The 16,274-nt window shown below is 51.4% G+C and carries 13 protein-coding genes; 2 read left to right on the top strand and 11 right to left on the bottom strand.

Annotated features, from left to right (window positions below):
• Positions 1 to 42: 42 nt before the first annotated feature.
• Positions 43 to 963 carry a cation diffusion facilitator family transporter gene (locus ACYVI1_RS06485; protein ID WP_460907984.1) on the top strand — a complete coding sequence of 307 codons (921 nt, stop codon included), beginning with the start codon at positions 43 to 45 and terminating at the stop codon, positions 961 to 963.
• A 24-nt stretch (positions 964 to 987) separates the two neighbouring features.
• Here the strand turns inward: ACYVI1_RS06485 and ACYVI1_RS06480 are convergent, their stop codons facing one another.
• From ACYVI1_RS06480 to ACYVI1_RS06460, 5 genes are all read right to left on the bottom strand, one after another.
• On the bottom strand, positions 988 to 1,698 hold the full coding sequence (locus ACYVI1_RS06480; protein WP_460907982.1) for a 2-phosphosulfolactate phosphatase: 711 nt from the start codon (positions 1,696 to 1,698) through the stop codon (positions 988 to 990).
• Positions 1,699 to 1,817: 119 nt separating this feature from the next.
• Positions 1,818 to 2,909, bottom strand: coding sequence for a glycine cleavage system aminomethyltransferase GcvT (gene gcvT / locus ACYVI1_RS06475; RefSeq protein ID WP_460907980.1), 1,092 nt, complete (start codon positions 2,907 to 2,909; stop codon positions 1,818 to 1,820).
• 71 nt (positions 2,910 to 2,980) lie between these two features.
• Positions 2,981 to 4,330, bottom strand: a complete 1,350-nt coding sequence (locus ACYVI1_RS06470) for an energy transducer TonB (protein ID WP_460907978.1) — start codon at positions 4,328 to 4,330, stop codon at positions 2,981 to 2,983.
• Between the two features lie 179 nt (positions 4,331 to 4,509).
• Entirely contained in the window at positions 4,510 to 5,163 is a 654-nt protein-coding gene (locus ACYVI1_RS06465) for a deoxyribose-phosphate aldolase (protein WP_460907976.1), read from the bottom strand.
• 90 nt (positions 5,164 to 5,253) lie between these two features.
• Complete coding sequence (locus ACYVI1_RS06460) at positions 5,254 to 7,128, bottom strand: pseudouridine synthase (RefSeq protein WP_460907974.1); 1,875 nt, start codon at positions 7,126 to 7,128, stop codon at positions 5,254 to 5,256.
• Between the two features lie 232 nt (positions 7,129 to 7,360).
• Between ACYVI1_RS06460 and ACYVI1_RS06455 the strand changes: the two genes are divergently transcribed.
• Positions 7,361 to 9,337, top strand: coding sequence for an acetoacetate--CoA ligase (locus tag ACYVI1_RS06455; protein ID WP_460907972.1), 1,977 nt, complete (start codon positions 7,361 to 7,363; stop codon positions 9,335 to 9,337).
• A 163-nt stretch (positions 9,338 to 9,500) separates the two neighbouring features.
• On the opposite strand, the gene ACYVI1_RS06450 is transcribed toward ACYVI1_RS06455, so the two are convergent.
• The 6 genes from ACYVI1_RS06450 to ACYVI1_RS06425 all read right to left on the bottom strand — a co-directional run bounded on the left by ACYVI1_RS06450 (position 9,501) and on the right by ACYVI1_RS06425 (position 16,232).
• On the bottom strand, positions 9,501 to 10,064 hold the full coding sequence (locus ACYVI1_RS06450) for an RNA polymerase sigma factor (RefSeq protein WP_460907970.1): 564 nt from the start codon (positions 10,062 to 10,064) through the stop codon (positions 9,501 to 9,503).
• A gap of 355 nt (positions 10,065 to 10,419) precedes the next feature.
• Positions 10,420 to 10,971 (bottom strand): RNA polymerase sigma factor, encoded by a 552-nt coding sequence (locus ACYVI1_RS06445; protein WP_460907968.1) that lies wholly within the window; start codon positions 10,969 to 10,971, stop codon positions 10,420 to 10,422.
• 360 nt (positions 10,972 to 11,331) lie between these two features.
• On the bottom strand, positions 11,332 to 13,782 hold the full coding sequence (locus ACYVI1_RS06440; protein WP_460907966.1) for a 3-hydroxyacyl-CoA dehydrogenase/enoyl-CoA hydratase family protein: 2,451 nt from the start codon (positions 13,780 to 13,782) through the stop codon (positions 11,332 to 11,334).
• Positions 13,783 to 13,792: 10 nt separating this feature from the next.
• Positions 13,793 to 14,374 (bottom strand): hypothetical protein, encoded by a 582-nt coding sequence (locus ACYVI1_RS06435; protein WP_460907963.1) that lies wholly within the window; start codon positions 14,372 to 14,374, stop codon positions 13,793 to 13,795.
• 18 nt (positions 14,375 to 14,392) lie between these two features.
• Positions 14,393 to 14,863, bottom strand: a complete 471-nt coding sequence (locus ACYVI1_RS06430; RefSeq protein WP_460907960.1) for a MarR family winged helix-turn-helix transcriptional regulator — start codon at positions 14,861 to 14,863, stop codon at positions 14,393 to 14,395.
• Positions 14,864 to 14,933: 70 nt separating this feature from the next.
• Complete coding sequence (locus ACYVI1_RS06425) at positions 14,934 to 16,232, bottom strand: peroxiredoxin family protein (RefSeq protein ID WP_460907958.1); 1,299 nt, start codon at positions 16,230 to 16,232, stop codon at positions 14,934 to 14,936.
• Positions 16,233 to 16,274: the final 42 nt, after the last annotated feature.

Here is a 16,274-nt window from a genome sequence, read left to right as displayed (position 1 = left end):
AGCCTTATCGAACATCGGTTGGCGGGAAACCGTTGCTAAGGTATGGCTTCGTCTAAAATACCACTTTATACCGCGCTGGCGGCTAACCTGGGCATTGCCACAACCAAATTTGTGGCGGCCAGTATTACGGGTAGTTCAGCCATGTTGTCGGAGGGAATCCACTCGCTGGTCGATACGCTCAACGAGTTGCTCTTGCTGCTGGGCATCAGCCGGAGTCAACGCCCTCCCGACGAAAAACGGCCCTTTGGCTATGGCCGCGAGCAATATTTCTGGTCATACGTCGTAGCCTTATTAATTTTTGCGGTGGGTGGTGGCGTCTCTTTTTACGAAGGAGTAACCCACATTCAGCATCCAGAGCCGATTAAAGACCCGTTTTGGAATTACATTGTGCTGAGTATCGCGCTTGCACTGGATGGGTATTCGTTGATGACGGCCTGGCGGGCCTTCAACGCACAGCGCGGGGCGCAGTCGCTTTGGGCAGCCATAAAAGACAGTAAAGACGCGGCTACGTTCACGGTTCTGTTTGAAGACGCTTCCGACGTGCTGGGGCTGATGATTGCCTTTCTGGGGGTATTTCTGGGCCATGCGCTCAATAACCCCTATCTCGATGGCATGGCGTCGATCATGATTGGGCTGCTCTTAGTGTCGGTGGCCGTTGTGCTGGCCCGTGAGAGTAAAAGTCTGCTCATGGGCGAGGGCGTCGACCCGGATACTGCCCGGCAGTTGGTGGCGCTCACCGAAGCCGACCCGGCCGTGCTGAAAGCGGTACAAATTGCCACGATTTATCTGGGACCGGAAGAAATTACACTGGTGCAGAGCGTTGCGTTCCAGGCTAACCTGACAACTGACGTTATAAATAAAGCCATCGTGCGGATTCACGAGTCAATTTATGAGGCATTTCCAGCCATCAAGCACGCGTTTATGCAGCCCGTGGCTCTAACCAAAACCAGCGAAGCGGGTTAATGCCTTCCGGGTTTGATCCGGGTTTCACACGCTCATACTCACCAGTGCATTTCCCCGCAAGACTGGAATTACGTCGTAGAGGTCATGCTGCAGGCAATAAGCGATGTCTTTCTGAATGCCCAGTCGTTGCAGCCGCCGAATGTGCGAGGCATTGGCCATGTAGCCCACTAAGTTGTCTTTCCCCTGCACATAGAGCCGCCAGGCCATCATGGCACTGTCTTCAGCCATGGCGTAGCTGTCTTTGAGCCGGTCGACCAAAGCGCCCGCGAAGAGCGTATCCTCCAGATTAACGCGCCCTTTCCAGCCCGCACACAACACCATGACATCGTACCCATCGGTTTTTAGAAACCGCACAATGGCGTCTAAATTCAGAAACGAACCGACCAGCACTTTCACCGCCGACCGCGATTTGGTAATGGCCAGTGTGCCGTTGGTCGTCGTCATGGCTACATCTGCCCCCCGGATTCGCTCGTCCATATACGTGAATGGCGAGTTGTCTAACTCAAAGCCTTCAACCCGGTGAGCGTTCCGTTCGGCAGCGGCCAGATAACCGCGCTCCTGCAACTGTCGGCACTCCTCAATGGTAGCTACGGGGATAATACTGTTTACACCATAGGCAAAGGCCGTTACCATGCAGGAGGTGGCTCGAAACACATCGGCAACAATCACGATGGTATTCTCAACGGTGTGCAGATGCAGTAAATCGGGCGTTAAGCAAACGTCAATTTGTTTCATAGGCTTTTTTTGTCATGCTGACGCAGGAAGCATCCGCTCCGGCGGCCCGGTTAAATTTTACTCACATACTCATTAGGATACATTAAGATACTTCCTGCGTCAGCATGACAAAAGAATAATCATTTTTTCACGAAAGGAAGTTTAACGACCTGAGCCTTCAGGAGCCGGTCCCGGACATTGACGTAGATTTCGGAGCCGGGTTTACTAAACGCCGTTTGCACATAGCCCAGGCCTACTCCCTTGCCCAGCGTGGGCGACTGCGTGCCGGACGTTACCTCGCCAATTGGATTGCCCCCGGCGTCGGTCAGTTCATAATGGCCACGCGGAACACCTCGATCAACTAATTCAAAACCAACCAATTTTCGGGAAACACCCTGTTCTTTTTGGGCTTTCAGCACGTTAGCGTCGATGAAGTCGTGGGTAAATTTGGTGACCCAGCCTAAGCCCGCTTCAATGGGCGATGTCTCGTCGGTGATGTCGTTGCCGTAGAGATTGTAGCCCATTTCGAGCCGGAGCGTATCGCGGGCGCCTAAGCCAATGGGTTTAATGCCATACGGCGCTCCGGCCTGCATGATGGCGTTCCAAACGGGTTCGGCCTGGTGATTGGAAACGTAAATCTCGAAGCCGCCTGCGCCCGTGTAGCCCGTTGCCGACACAATCACGTTGGCGCAACCGGCAAAGTCGGTTTTCTCGAACGTGTAATAATCCATCGAGTCTAAGTCGGTATTGGTGAGCGGCTGTAGTGCTTTGGCGGCTAAGGGTCCCTGCACGGCAAACAGGCACATACCATCCGAAATATTCACCAAATCGACCTCATAATCAGCCGCATACTGACTAATCCAGTTCCAGTCTTTTTCAATATTCGACGCATTTACGACGAGCATGTATTCCAGCGAACTGATTCGATACACGAGCAGGTCATCAACAATGCCACTCCGCCCGTTGGGCAGGTAGCTATACTGCACTTTGCCATCGAACAAAACGCTGGCGTCATTAGCCGATACGCGCTGAATAAGAGCCAGTGCGCCTTCTCCTTTCAGGACAAACTCGCCCATGTGCGAAACATCGAAAACGCCAACACCAGTACGGACGGTATTGTGTTCGTCGAGGTCGGAGGAGTAGCGAACGGGCATCTCGAAACCCGCAAACGGCACAATTTTCGCGCCGGACTGCTGATGAATGTGGTGAAGGGGAACTTGCTTGAGCGACATGTAGGCGGGAGTTACGGGGCAAATTTACGAACGTATCCACGGGTTTCAACCCGTGATGGGCTTCACCGGCATTAATTCAAGCTAAAATTAATTGGCAGATTGTACTTCACCCGGACTTTTTCCCCGCGCTGAACTCCCGGCTTCCAGCGTCCGCTCATCTGTTTCACAACCCGCACGGCTTCCTGATCCAAATCGGGATGAGCACCTTTCACTACTTGATAATCACAGAGTGTGCCGTCTGTACAAACGGTAAAACTGACAAATACTTTGCCTTGTGTTCTGGCCCGCTGGGCATTTGCCGGGTAACGAAGATTTTGCGATAAAAACTGTCCAAGCCCCTGCATACCGCCTGTAAACTCCGGCATTTGCCCAAGATCAGTGTAACGCACGGTATCCCCTCCTGCTGAACAAGACTTTCCGCCCAGGCAGATACCTTTATCGTACTGTTCTTCGTAAAAATAAGATTTATCCGCACAGTAACCCGTCCAGATACCTTGCTGGAACCCGTCCTTATAAAGTCCCTCCTCTGTAAACGAAGTTTGCTTGGTGGTATCGCTACGCGATGTTCTTTCAGTATGATAAATAGCTCGCCCGTTGCCTTCTTTAACATACTGATTGCCAATAGTATCCCAAACTGCCACGACCTGTTCTGACTGAATAGCCGGAGCCAGCGGCTTATTTTTGGTAACTATCCGAATGCGTTTAATTTGCCCGGTCGAATACCACGATGTAATGACCTGTTTCTCGTCAAAATCATCGATTTTTTCGGCAATTATACCGTTCCCGTGATACGAAAGTTCGGGGCCGGATTTTTTGCCATGTTGGTAATACTCCTGTCGAATGCGTCCATCCGCATTGTCCACAGTGAACAGTTCCCCATCCCATTGTTGATAGCCATTTTGATAGCCGATCAAATAAATGGCTTTATCCGAATCCTTCCGAGACACATTTTTTTCACGAATAAGCGGCAAACGGTATTCTTCCTTCCAGGTCTTTCCTTTGGTTCTATAAACGACAATGTCGCCCGCAGGTAATCCATTTATTGAGTCCAACGGGGCAAGTTGTTTGTAACGTGCCTGGTTAGTATCTGCGATAGGTTTATTGTCGGCATCGAAGTAACTAATGCGTGCGCCATTTGCGTAGATAAATGGTGTATTGGGCTTAAATTGAATTAGGGCGTTTACCTGTTGTCGAACAGTTTTTCCATTTTTTTGCGCTGGTTGCCAGGCGTTAAATAACCTGAACACGCGCACGGCTTCGCGGTCACAGTCAGGGCGAAGACTCTTTATTACACTCACATTGGACACACGGCCATCTGGTTCCACAACTCCGCCCACAACGACCTGACCACTCATGCCTTTTGCTTCGGCCAGTACGGGTTTACGAAGATTAGCCTGAATAAATGTATTGAAGGCGGCCATACCCCCGCGTGGTACGGCTGCACTATCTGCTTCAAAAGGCTGATAAGCAGGAGGCTGGGCCAGTACAGGCAGGCGAAAAAGTACAAATAAAAAAGGCAGACAGGCCCGCATAGCTGAAGAAGTTGATGGAGCACAAAGCTACAAAATGATTGTCTGCCACTAAAAATCTCACGGGCGATTTACCGGATCGGATGCCCCAATGCCAGCCGCTCGACCCCAGCCGCTACCAACTCGTCCAGTTGCGGCTCCGTTGCGCCATCGGCTGCAATCTTCACCCCTACCGCCTTCGGAACCGCCCGCCGGAAGGCCAGCGCCGACTGATGATTGTAAGGATATTCCGTCAGGCCGTTGGCGCAGCCCGTCGAATTTTTAATAAAATCGGCTCCCGCATCCGCAGACAGCTTAATCGTCTTCCGGAGTTGTTCCTGGTCGAGCAGCGATGATTCGATAATGACGGTAAAGGATTTTTCCTGTGCGTGAACCAGGGCAACTAACTTAGCAAACTCGATTTTCAGCCAGACCGACGCGGGCGAAAACAGCGCCGACGTGTTCAGCACGACTTCAATTTCACTGGCTCCGTCGGTCAAAGCCCATTCGATTTCGGTTTGTTTGGCTTCCGTGCGCTGATAACCAAAGGGATAGCCTACCACCGTTGAGAGAATTACCGGGTGCGTTTCACCCAGTTCCCGCCGGAATTTCTTCACCCAGAATGGCGCAACGGTAAGCCCCGCCATCCCTAATTGCGTGACTTCATCCAGCGCATCATACTGCTCGTTGAGAGTCACGCCGGGGTGTAGCAAGGTCCGTTCGATGTAGGGAAACAGGTGATTCATACAGTTAATGAGTGAATGATAGAATGAGTGATTGAGTGAATAACTGACGCAAACATTATTCACTCAATCATTCATTCTATCACTCACTCATTAGGAATTAAGGTACTTTAGTTTCACAACCTCTTTTGGGTCGAGAAAACGCCACTTGCCCCGTGGCAGTTCTTTCTTGGTGAGGCCGGCGTAAGTGGTGCGGTCGAGTTTGCTCACGTCGTAGCCGAAACTCTCGAACATCCGGCGCACGATGCGGTTACGGCCTGAGTGAATTTCGATACCAACCACGTAGGCATCGGGTGTTACAATACTAATCGCATCCGGTTTGATGGGGCCATCTTCCAGTTCAATGCCTTTTTTGAGGGCTTCAAAATGCTCGTTAGTGATGGGCTTATCCAGTTCGACCTGGTAAATCTTACGGATGTTGTTCGACGGATGGGTCAGCTTATCGGCCAGTTCGCCATCGTTCGTCAGCAGCAGCAAACCCGTTGTGTTGCGATCCAGACGCCCTACCGGATACATCCGAAAACTACCCGCATCGGCCACTAATTCCATCACCGTTTTGCGCTCCTCCGGGTCTTCGGTGGTGGTAATATAATCTTTAGGCTTGTTCAGCAGAACGTATACAAAGCGCTCAGGATTAAGCACTTTTGTTCCGTATTTTACCGTATCGCCCTCTTTGACTTTGTAGCCCATTTCGGTAACAACCTTACCGTTTACCGAAATGTCGCCCTGTGCAATCAGTTCGTCGGCTTCCCGACGGGAACATACGCCTGAGTTGGCAATGTAACGATTTAACCGGGTCAGCCCGGCTCCATCCGGTCCGCCGTCATGATTACGGTCATTGGATGGCGTGCGGGCAGGCTTTTCGCCCCCGCCTTTACGGTCTCCGCGCGGCTCATCAGCCCGATCCCGACGAAACGGAGTCCGCTCACGGGCCTGCTCCAGGTTGTAGTCTGGGGCTTTTGTATAATCGCCGGTCCGCCGATCACCGGATTCTTTTCGCTGCTGGCTCGAAAAGCGAGATGGCTCAGCCGGTTGGTCTTCACCCCGACTCCCGCGTTCGCGACGGCTGTTACCCGGTTGGTCCTCCCTGCCAAATCGACTGTTGTTGCGTTCGTCGGCCTCCCGATTGAACCCACCAACACGCTTGAACCCGGGTTTTTCGGGTCTGCCTGGTCCACTGTCCCGCGAGAAACGCGATGGTCGTTGCGGGCGATCATCCCGGCTCCGGCGCGAATCGCCACCAGCATATCGGCCCTTCCGCTCCGTATCGCGTGGCGTCCGCTCCCGGTTAAACCGTGGCGGTCCCTCCGAACGCTTATCGTCGCGGTTGGGACGGTCGCGGTCGAAACGGGGCCGCTCTTCGCTACGGCTCGTGTTGCGTGAGTCGCCATCACGGTTCGTGCGGGGGCGCGGGGTACGACGGTCATCATCCCGGGTAGTGAATCGCCCGGCAGGTCGGGGCGAATCTTTGCCAAACCGATCAGTGGGTCGGTTCCGGTCATTCTCAAAACGAGGACGCCCGGTTGCTTCACCATCGCGCTCCCCGCGAGGGCGCGGGTTTGCATTGCCGAATCGGCTGTCGCGTTGTTCCTGGTTAAACCGGGGTTTAGTATCCCGATTGGCGTTATCGCGGTTAAATTTTGGGCGGTCGTTCTGGTCCCGGTCGAAACGAGGGGGTCTGGAATCCCCGCGACGGTCGTCATTGGGGCGGTTCGTAGGGCGTGAATCGTCGTTGCGACTAAAGCGGGGGCGGTCGTTGTTGGATTCCCGGTTGAAACGCGGAGGTCCATCGGGGCGGCTGTCGGGCCGATTCGGGCGATCCCGGTCGACGCGGGGCCGCTCGTCATTGCGGGTAGGGCGTGAGTCGCCATCGCGGTTGGCGCGTGGGGTACGGCCATCCTCCCGACGGCCAAAAGAACGGGGCTTACCATCACGGCGCGATTCGTTCTGATCTGAATCCTGATTCATGGAAAAATACAGTAAATCGTCTGTTTGCACAGACTAATGAAGCTGATTATCAGCGGGTGTAATTAAGCAAGTGCAAAATATACGACAAAGGTAAAGCTTTTCGAGACAACCTTTCCCCAATTTATTGAAACGCATTTTATCCAAAAAACAATCCATTGAAGTCAATAGTCGTTAGTCAATAGTTGATGGCTACTACCGACTGGCGACTGTTGACTAACGATTATTCCCGCTTATGGCCCGTCCGACCCTTACTCCTCTTTACGCACCTACCCGGCAATCTATCGAGCAGTCGATGATGAAGCGTTACATGGATTGGCTCTTCATCAAAAAAGGGTTGTATTTTCGGGATTATGACGACCTCTGGGATTGGTCGGTAACGGACCTCGAAGATTTTTGGGAAAGCATCTGGCAATTTTTCGATGTGCAGAGCCACACGCCTTACCATCAGGTAATTTTCAGACCGAATCAGGCGGATATGATCGGGACCGAGTGGTTTTCGGAATCAACTATCAACTATGCGGAGCATATTTTCCGCCATAAAACCACACAGCGTCCGGCCTTATTGTGGGCCTCAGAACGACAGCCGCTTACCGCTCTTTCCTGGGAGGAACTGGAGCGGCAGGTGGCAGCGGTAGCCATGTATCTACGTCAGCAGGGCGTAACTGTTGGCGACCGGGTAGTGGCGTTTCTGCCTAACATCACCGAAGCGGTCGTCGCTTTTCTGGCTACCAATGCCATTGGGGCGGTCTGGTCGAGTTGTTCGCCCGATTTTGGTACGGCCAGCGTAGTAGATCGGTTTCGTCAAATTGAGCCAAAAATCCTGATTGCCGCAGATGGGTACAGCTACAATGGTAAGTCCATCGATAAAACCGAAGCCGTTGCTGACTTATACGCACGTCTGCCAACCCTTCAGCACCTGATTTGGGTTCCCTATTTAAACCCGGACAGTGCGCCAGCCCAAATCAGGCGCAGCATCATCTGGAGTGAGGTGCTGAAAACGCCTGCACCGGATGGAGTAAGCTTCGAGCCGGTCCCCTTCAATCATCCTATCTGGGTGTTGTATTCGTCGGGCACAACGGGAAAACCAAAGGCCATAACGCATAGTGTGGGCGGTTGCCTGCTCGAACACCTGAAAGTACTGGCCCTGCATCAGGACGTGCGGGTTGGCGACCGCTACTTCTGGTATTCGACTACCGGCTGGATGATGTGGAACTTCGCACTCGGCTCCATGCTCGCCGGGGCCACGCTCGTGCTGTACGACGGCGCGGCTGGCTACCCTGACCTGAATACGCTTTGGTTACTGGCCGAAGCCGCTCGAATCAATCATTTTGGGGGCGGAGCCGCTTACTATCTGGCTTGTTTGCGCGCCGGTTTAAAACCTGCTGATACGACAAAGCTACCCCACTTGCGAACGATAGGCTCGACTGGTTCGCCCCTGCCGCCGGAAGGCTTTCGGTGGATTTATGAGTCGGTGAAGCCGACGGTCTGGCTGATTTCATTCAGTGGCGGTACAGACGTATGCAGCGGGTTTGTGGGCGGCAATCCGCTTTTGCCCGTCTACGAAGGCGAAATTCAGTGTCGGCTGCTGGGCTGTCATGTCGAAGCGTTCGACGAGGTTGCCAAACCCGTGCGGGGTGAATTAGGCGAAATGGTCATTCTGGAACCCATGCCCTCGATGCCCATTTATTTTTGGAACGACCCTGGCAACGTCCGGTATCAGAAGAGTTACTTTGAAGAATACCCCGGTATTTGGCGACATGGCGATTACATTCGCATTACGGAGCGGAATGGCGTCATTATTTATGGCCGTTCCGACGCGACGCTCAATCGCGACGGCGTTCGGATTGGCACCAGTGAGATTTACAGCGCGGTTGAAAGCCTGCCCGAAATTGCCGATAGCTTAATCGTTGGTCTGGAACAACCCGGTGGGGGATATTTTATGCCGTTGTTTGTTGTACTGCAGCCCGGTTGTTCGCTCACCGACGAGTTGATTACCCGCATCAGGCAAACGTTACGGAATCAGTTTAGCCCCCGTCATGTGCCTGATGCAGTGTATGCTATCTCAGAAGTGCCCTACACAATCAGTGGCAAGAAGCTCGAAACACCGGTGAAGAAAATTTTATCGGGCGTCGATGCGTCATTGGCGACCAGCAAAGACACGCTCCGCAACCCCGCTGCCCTCGACCAGTTTAGTAGCTTCAGCAAATGACCTGCCGGAAAGCAGAACTGGCAAAAAAAAGCCTGGCTATGGGTATAGCCAGGCGTCAAAAACAGGTCAGTAACATTTTAGACTATAAGCATTGGTGTTGGTCACAAAAAATTTACTTTTTTTTGAAATTTTTTATTTTTTCTCAAAATCAGCCCTCATCAGGTTAACTCACATGCAGTTGAGCATACAACCGGTGTATTTTATCCCGGCTTCGTTTAAGCCGCATTTTAACCGTACTCTCTTTCAGGTTACAAGCCTGAGCAATAGCGGCAATGCTCATACTTTTTTCATATTTAAACTGTAGTAACTTTTTCTCATCGACAGATAGCGCTTCCATAGCCTTATTGACCAACTGAAGCGTTTCTTCGTGAAGTTGCCCCTCCTTCGATTCGGGAATTTCCAGTTTAAACTCTTCGTCAATGGTTGTCAGACTGATTCGTTTATCGATTCGTATCTGGTCTGCACAGTAATTGTAAGCGATTGAATAGAGCCAGGTTGAGAAGGTGGACCGTTCCTGAAAAGCGTCTAACTTGTTGAAAACTTTCAGAAAAATATCGTGCGTGAAATCTTCCGCTTTGAGGGGGTCTTTGGTCATCGACAGACAGCGTCGGTAAACCCGGTTAACATAGCGGTTGTAGAGTGTCTCAAAGCAGTGCGTAGGCTGATCGGGGAGGTACTGACGAATCATCTCCTCATCGCTAAGGGGTAGAATTTTTAAAGGGATCATTTATGGGGTAGTTTATTTGGTTAGGCACAGTACTGATATACCATGTTACCGGTACAAAAGGTACGTTAAATCTCCATTGTTTGGTTTTTAAAAAATTATAAATATATTAAGCGGTATATAGGTTTCTGAATCAAAACGTAAAACGGTAATCTAAAATTTAACGCGACCAAAAGCATTCTCTACCTAATTGTTTACTTACAGGCACATCATTGTCGTGGTATGTACCTAATTCGCAGTCGCTATGCGCCAGCCTGCCGCCCGTTCGTCAAAGTTAACGAACGGTTCGGTTGCCCGGCTTCTGACTCGGCCATCCGGTTTTCCTGACCTATGGCAGTAGCGCTTCTGCAACAGCTTATTACATCCTGGAGAGTTTTTGGTAGAGTTTATAGATCCTGTCCCGGCTTCGTTTAAGTCGCATTTTTACGGTACTTTCCGTTAGGTTACAGCGTTGTGCAATCGCCTGAATGCTCAGGTCTTCCTCGTATTTAAGCCGCAGTATGGCCTGTTCACTCGCTGACCGAGTTGCCAGAATTCGGTTAAGTAGTTGCCACGTTTCTTCGGGTGCCTGTTCTTCGTTCGAATCGGCGATGGAATGGCCATGCACATCGTTAATTGGAATGACGTTCAGCCGCTTGGCCAACCGAAGCTGATCGGAGCAATAGTTATAAACGATGCTGTACAGCCAGGTAGCAAACCTTGACCGTTCCTGAAAAGCGTCTAACTTGTTGAAAACTTTCAGAAAAATATCGTGCGTGAAATCTTCCGCCTTGAGGGGGTCTTTGGTCATCGACAAACAATGGCGATAAACCTTGTTGGCATACCGATTATAAAGCGTCTCAAAACATCGGATGGGTTGTTTGGTCAAATACTGGTGAATTATCTCTTCGTCACTAAGGGAGGTATTCATAACAAGCATTAGTTGGGTTAGGTAGTGTTGCCCATGTTAATTGCCAGATGTTTCCCTTAATAACTTTTTTCTGAAGATTTAGGCACAAAAATATATTAAATGGTAGGTAAATTAGTGACACCTAATAACACATTTTTTAGGGTTATGAACGTAAATAATATACCATAAATACCATTTTCTACATTAAAGACCTCTCTTTTTAACCAAAATACCACAATCAACTACAGGGTATCTATCTTAATAATACTGCGATAAACGTTCTCAATTAGGGCCGTTGCTAACCGAAACTAAACCTGACCTATATAAAAAAGGGCCTTCCACAGTTCATGCAGAAAGCCCCTGATCATACATAAATAGCTATTAATTCCGTAGTGGCTTGCCGCCCGTCAGCAGGCTCTGAATTCGTTCCAGGGTCTTCTTTTCGCCTGTTAACGATAGAAACGCTTCCCGCTCCAAATCGAGCAGATATTGCTCTGAAACCAGTTGCGGTGCGCTCAAATCACCCCCGCAAATGACATACGCCAACTTATCGGCAATTTTCCGGTCGTGGTCCGAAATGTAACGCCCCATGTGCATGGCCGTAACCCCCGCCCGGAACAGAGCGATGCCCGTTTTACCCTGCACTTTAATGTCGCTGCGGGGCTGGGGCTGGGTGTAGCCATTGTCGGCCAGTTCGATAGCCGCTTGTTTAGCTTCGGCCAGCAACCGGCTGCGGTTCAGCACAATCTGGTCGGTTGAGCGGAGGTAGTTCATCTCGCGGGCTTCCTGCGCCGAGGTCGAGACCTTCGCCGTGGCGATGTTCATGAACACGTTTTGCAGAATGTTCAATTCCGGGTCGCCGGTTTGGTAGAGGTCTGAGGCACGGGCCGCCATCTCCTTTGTGCCACCACCGGCTGGAATCAGGCCAACGCCCACTTCAACCAGCCCAATGTAGCTTTCGGCATGAGCCACGGCGCGGTCGGCATGCAGTACGGCTTCGCAGCCGCCCCCCAGTGTAAGCGTGTGCGGAGCCACAATAACCGGAATAGACGAATAGCGCAGCCGCGTAATGAGTTTCTGGAACTGGGCAATCATCAGGTTCACCTCATCGAACTCCTGTTCAACGGCATACATGAAGAGCATTCCTAAGTTAGCCCCCGCCGAAAACGCTTCGGTCGAGTCGTTACCGACTACCAAACCCCGGAAATCCTTCTCGGCCAGCGAGATGCCTTTATTCAGGGCTTCGGAAACTTCGGCCCCAAAGGTGTTCATCTTGCTACGGAATTCAACGTTCAGGACGCCATCGCCAATGTCGATGATGTTAGCTCCGGCGTTTTTCCAGACAATATTGTTGGAGAGGTTCTCAAGGATGGTGAAGGCTTCCGTGCCCGGAATTGCCTTGTAACTCTTAGTCGGAATGTCGTAGTAGTTCCGCCTGCCGTTCTCAACTTTATAAAACCTATCGAAACCGGCCTCGAGCATATCGTAGACCCATGCCGCAGGCTTCTGCCCCTGTGCTTCAATCATGTCGAGTCCGTTTCGAACGCCAATTGCGTCCCAGGTCTCGAATAGGCCCAATTGCCAGCCGAAGCCGGTCGTAATGGCCGCGTCGATGCGGTAGAGTTCGTCGGAGATTTCGGGGATGCGGTGGGTAGCATACTGAAACCCGTCGGCAAAAGTTCGGCGGTAGAATTCACCCGCTTTGTCCTGACCGGCCATTAAAACGGGGAAGCGTTTTTTAAGATTATCTATCGCTTTTGTGCTTTCCAGCGTTGTGAATTTTACCTTTTCAGAAGGCTTGTAATCAAACGTTTTCAGGTCGAGGGCCAGAATCTGCGTCTGCCCTTTCTCATCTTTCGTTTTCTTATAATATCCCTGACCGGTTTTGTCGCCGAGCCACTTATTCTCCATCAGTTTCTGCACCGATGCGGGCAACTCGAACGACGCCCGCGACTCGTCGTGCTCCATCTTGACGAGGTTGCTGGCCACATTAACGGTTGTATCCAACCCCACCACATCCGACAGCCGGAACGTTCCCGACTTGGGCCGCCCCACCACCGGACCGGTGAGTTTATCCACCTCTTCAACCGTCAGGCCCAGGTCTTCGGCTACGCGGATAGTCTGAATGAGCGACTGAATACCCAGCCGATTGGCGATGAAGCCGGGTGTATCTTTCCCCAATACGGTGGTTTTGCCGAGGTACAAATCGCCGTAACTCATCAGGAAATCAACAACGGCTGGGTCGGTGTCGGGGCCGGGAATAACTTCGAGCAGGCGCAGATACCGGGGCGGATTGAAGAAGTGGGTTCCGCAGAAATTTCGCCGAAAATCTTCACTCCGGCCTTCAGCCAGCAGATGCATTGGAATACCCGACGTGTTGGATGTAATGAGCGTGCCGGGTTTACGAAACTGCTCAACGCGCTCATACACCGACCGTTTGATATCTAACCGCTCCACCACAACCTCAATGACCCAATCGTAGGTGGCAATTTCTTTGAGGTTATCGTCGAAGTTGCCCAATTTAATCCGGTCGGCAAATTTCGGGCTGTAGAGGGACGCTGGGCTGGCTTTCAGCATGGTCTGAAAGGCGTCGTTAACGATGCGGTTTCGTACAGCCGGGCTGTCAGTCGTTAAGCCTTTCGCCAGTTCTGCCGGATTTGGTTCTTTCGGTACGATGTCTAACAGCAGCACATCGGTGCCAATATTGGCGAAGTGAGCCGCAATGCGCGACCCCATAATGCCTGACCCCAGCACGGCTACGCGCCGAATGGTACGATTTTTGGTTTGAGGGGGGCGCCCCTCCGATTTTGGTTTGTCTAAGGTTACCTCCATGAGTTTAGTGTCAATCCGCGTTTCTGTTATTTTTAATTTTAATTAATTCTTCAACATCACTTAAATCTTTCAATCGGCCAGTGGCCTGCTTTTCGGTAATCAGGTCGTTCAGGTGAATCACTTTAAAGGGAACTCCATCGAACGACGCATCGAGGGCACGGGCGTAACAGGCATCAAAATCTTCATCCGAAAACGCTTTCAGCGAGTGGCCCATATCAAGTGTGAAACCACGCTTACCAGCCACTACGCTGGTCCATCCGAAAAGTAAGGGCACATTCGTCAAATAAGCAGCCCCTGTTACATTATTTTCCTGCAAAGCCGCAATCAGATTTTGTGTGTTAGGCTCGCCGACCCGAATCCATAAATCCAGGTCTTCGGTTGCCCGGATGTGCCCGTGTAGTGCCGTTGCCATACCACCAACTAATAAAGACTGCACTTGGTGGCGATTCAGACTTCGGAATAAATCACTTACGTCCTCTCGGCTGATATCCATGCGTTTTGGCAAATTGGCGGAATTGGCCCGATAGAATGTCCCGACGACTTCCATTAGGCTGACAAAACTCGTCAAGCGGGCATCGGCTGGTATCGTCATAGTTCCAGGCCTGAGCAGTTAGTCTAACGATAATTCCTCCGCTTCCGGGGTTTTAAGTTTCGTATTTTCCTCTTCAACCAGGCGATTAATGTCTTTCATTACTTCGAAAAACACCACCAATTTGTCGAGTGGAATTCGCTCACGAACCATGTTATTAAACTGAATTACACCTTCACGGGCCATTTCCCGTTTGGCTTTACCTTCGTCGGTCAGGTAGATCCGCACAAATCGCTTATCGTGGCCGTCTACCTCCCGCCGAATCAGGCCGCGCTCTTCCAGACTTTTCAGCATCCTGACCAGCGAACGCGGCTCCATGCCCAGCAGGGGGCCAATTTTGGTAGCTGGCGTGCCTACTTCGAGGTCGATGTTGAGCAACACATAGCCAATCGCCATCGTAATGCCGAAGCGAGCTGCGTAGGCGTTATACATGCGCGAAATGGCATGCCAACCCCATTTTATATGAAAATCAATCGTTTTTTCCTTCTTCATGGTAGGTGTCGTCCTGTTCACTTATGGACGTAAATCTCGACATTATTTTTGGAAATAGTATGCACGCATACTACTCCATTAGTAACTTATCCACCAGCCGATTAAATTCTGCTATATATTCATCGTAATACATACCCGTGCCAGGGCCGGAAAAGCCCGTGTGGATATGCCGTACCTGCCCTTTTTTATCGATGAAAATTGTTGTTGGAAAGGCGACAACGGCATTCAAATCAGGTAAGGCTTTGGACGCCTGCACTTTATCGTTCGTTCCGGCCAGCACAACGGGGTAGTCGATCTGAAAACGCTGCTTCATTCGTTCGATCTTCGGTCCCGACACAGCCATGTCCGGCGACCGCTCGAAGGCTAACCCGACGACTTCAACCCCCCGCTGTTTGTTGCGCGTGTACCAGGGGCTCAGAAAGTTGGTTTCGTCCATGCAGTTAGGGCACCACGAACCCAGAATCTGCACAACGGTCACCTTATTTTTGAAGCGCGGGTCAGTTAACGAAACAACTTTACCGGTAGGTTCGGGAAAGGAGAAACTGAGCGTTTTTGCCCCTAACTTCAGGAAGGTTAGTTTGGCCGGATCGGGCAGTTCAGCTTGTGGCGAATCCACGCCGGAGTCGAAACGGGCTGTCCAGGCTTCATAGCCCGAAATGCCCGCCCACAGACCACCCGTTAGCGTTTTGGTGACCGGCTCGTATTTAGCTTTAAACAAATAGACATGCGACCCATCGAAACAGGATAGAAACAGGCTATCGCCCACAACATTTCCATCAAGGTAGCGATAATCGCCGGTGGGCGTTAGAAACGTACCCGTCAGGCGATTGCCTTTTTGCTCAAATACACCCACTGCGTTAACCGTATCGACTTTGCCGGTTTTGCTGCCGAAGTCAGTCGCCCATTTGCCGGTCAGGTTAATTTGTGGCGTTTTTTCATCGTTTGTAAACCGATAGGTTAATCCATATTGAGCGGCAAAAGGCAGCGTTTGAACCTGTTGCCCCACTCGTCTTCGGCGATAGGTGCCCCGGAGCGTATTACCGTCTATCTTTGCAACCAACTCTGACTCGAACAGGGCCATCGGTATCCGCAGGGAGTCACCCTGCACGGTGGCGGGGTCCATTGGCAATCGTTCTGTACCATTTAGGGCAAAGACCCTGTACGTTTTAGGCTGATTTGGTGTCGGCTGAATATCTAAACCAAACGGCAAGTCGCCCCCGCGGGTTTTCAGAACCGCCCGGTACTGACCGGGTTTAACTGAAACCGCACCCTCGGCTGGATCGGACCGGGATACAGATGTGGACTGACCGGAGCAGGCCGGTGGCAATACCAGCAACGCAATGGCGGCAAAGTGAAGAAAGTTAGTCATATAGTTCTCGAATCAGGTTGTAGTTAATGACTGAGCGTCAAT

This window comes from Spirosoma areae, from assembly GCF_054781775.1.
This window is presented reverse-complemented; position numbering and strand designations above follow the sequence as displayed.

What these genes read in the sequence shown, in the direction of transcription:
- ACYVI1_RS06470 (WP_460907978.1), bottom strand. Translation starts at nt 4,330, where the DNA reads ATGGCCGCCTTCAATACATTTATTCAGGCTAATCTTCGTAAACCCGTA.
- ACYVI1_RS06435 (WP_460907963.1), bottom strand. Translation starts at nt 14,374, where the DNA reads ATGACGATACCAGCCGATGCCCGCTTGACGAGTTTTGTCAGCCTAATG.
- ACYVI1_RS06430 (WP_460907960.1), bottom strand. Translation starts at nt 14,863, where the DNA reads ATGAAGAAGGAAAAAACGATTGATTTTCATATAAAATGGGGTTGGCAT.
- ACYVI1_RS06425 (WP_460907958.1), bottom strand. Translation starts at nt 16,232, where the DNA reads ATGACTAACTTTCTTCACTTTGCCGCCATTGCGTTGCTGGTATTGCCA.
- ACYVI1_RS06480 (WP_460907982.1), bottom strand. Translation starts at nt 1,698, where the DNA reads ATGAAACAAATTGACGTTTGCTTAACGCCCGATTTACTGCATCTGCAC.
- gcvT (WP_460907980.1), bottom strand. Translation starts at nt 2,909, where the DNA reads ATGTCGCTCAAGCAAGTTCCCCTTCACCACATTCATCAGCAGTCCGGC.
- ACYVI1_RS06485 (WP_460907984.1), top strand. Translation starts at nt 43, where the DNA reads ATGGCTTCGTCTAAAATACCACTTTATACCGCGCTGGCGGCTAACCTG.
- ACYVI1_RS06455 (WP_460907972.1), top strand. Translation starts at nt 7,361, where the DNA reads ATGGCCCGTCCGACCCTTACTCCTCTTTACGCACCTACCCGGCAATCT.
- ACYVI1_RS06450 (WP_460907970.1), bottom strand. Translation starts at nt 10,064, where the DNA reads ATGATCCCTTTAAAAATTCTACCCCTTAGCGATGAGGAGATGATTCGT.
- ACYVI1_RS06445 (WP_460907968.1), bottom strand. Translation starts at nt 10,971, where the DNA reads ATGAATACCTCCCTTAGTGACGAAGAGATAATTCACCAGTATTTGACC.
- ACYVI1_RS06440 (WP_460907966.1), bottom strand. Translation starts at nt 13,782, where the DNA reads ATGGAGGTAACCTTAGACAAACCAAAATCGGAGGGGCGCCCCCCTCAA.
- ACYVI1_RS06465 (WP_460907976.1), bottom strand. Translation starts at nt 5,163, where the DNA reads ATGAATCACCTGTTTCCCTACATCGAACGGACCTTGCTACACCCCGGC.
- ACYVI1_RS06460 (WP_460907974.1), bottom strand. Translation starts at nt 7,128, where the DNA reads ATGAATCAGGATTCAGATCAGAACGAATCGCGCCGTGATGGTAAGCCC.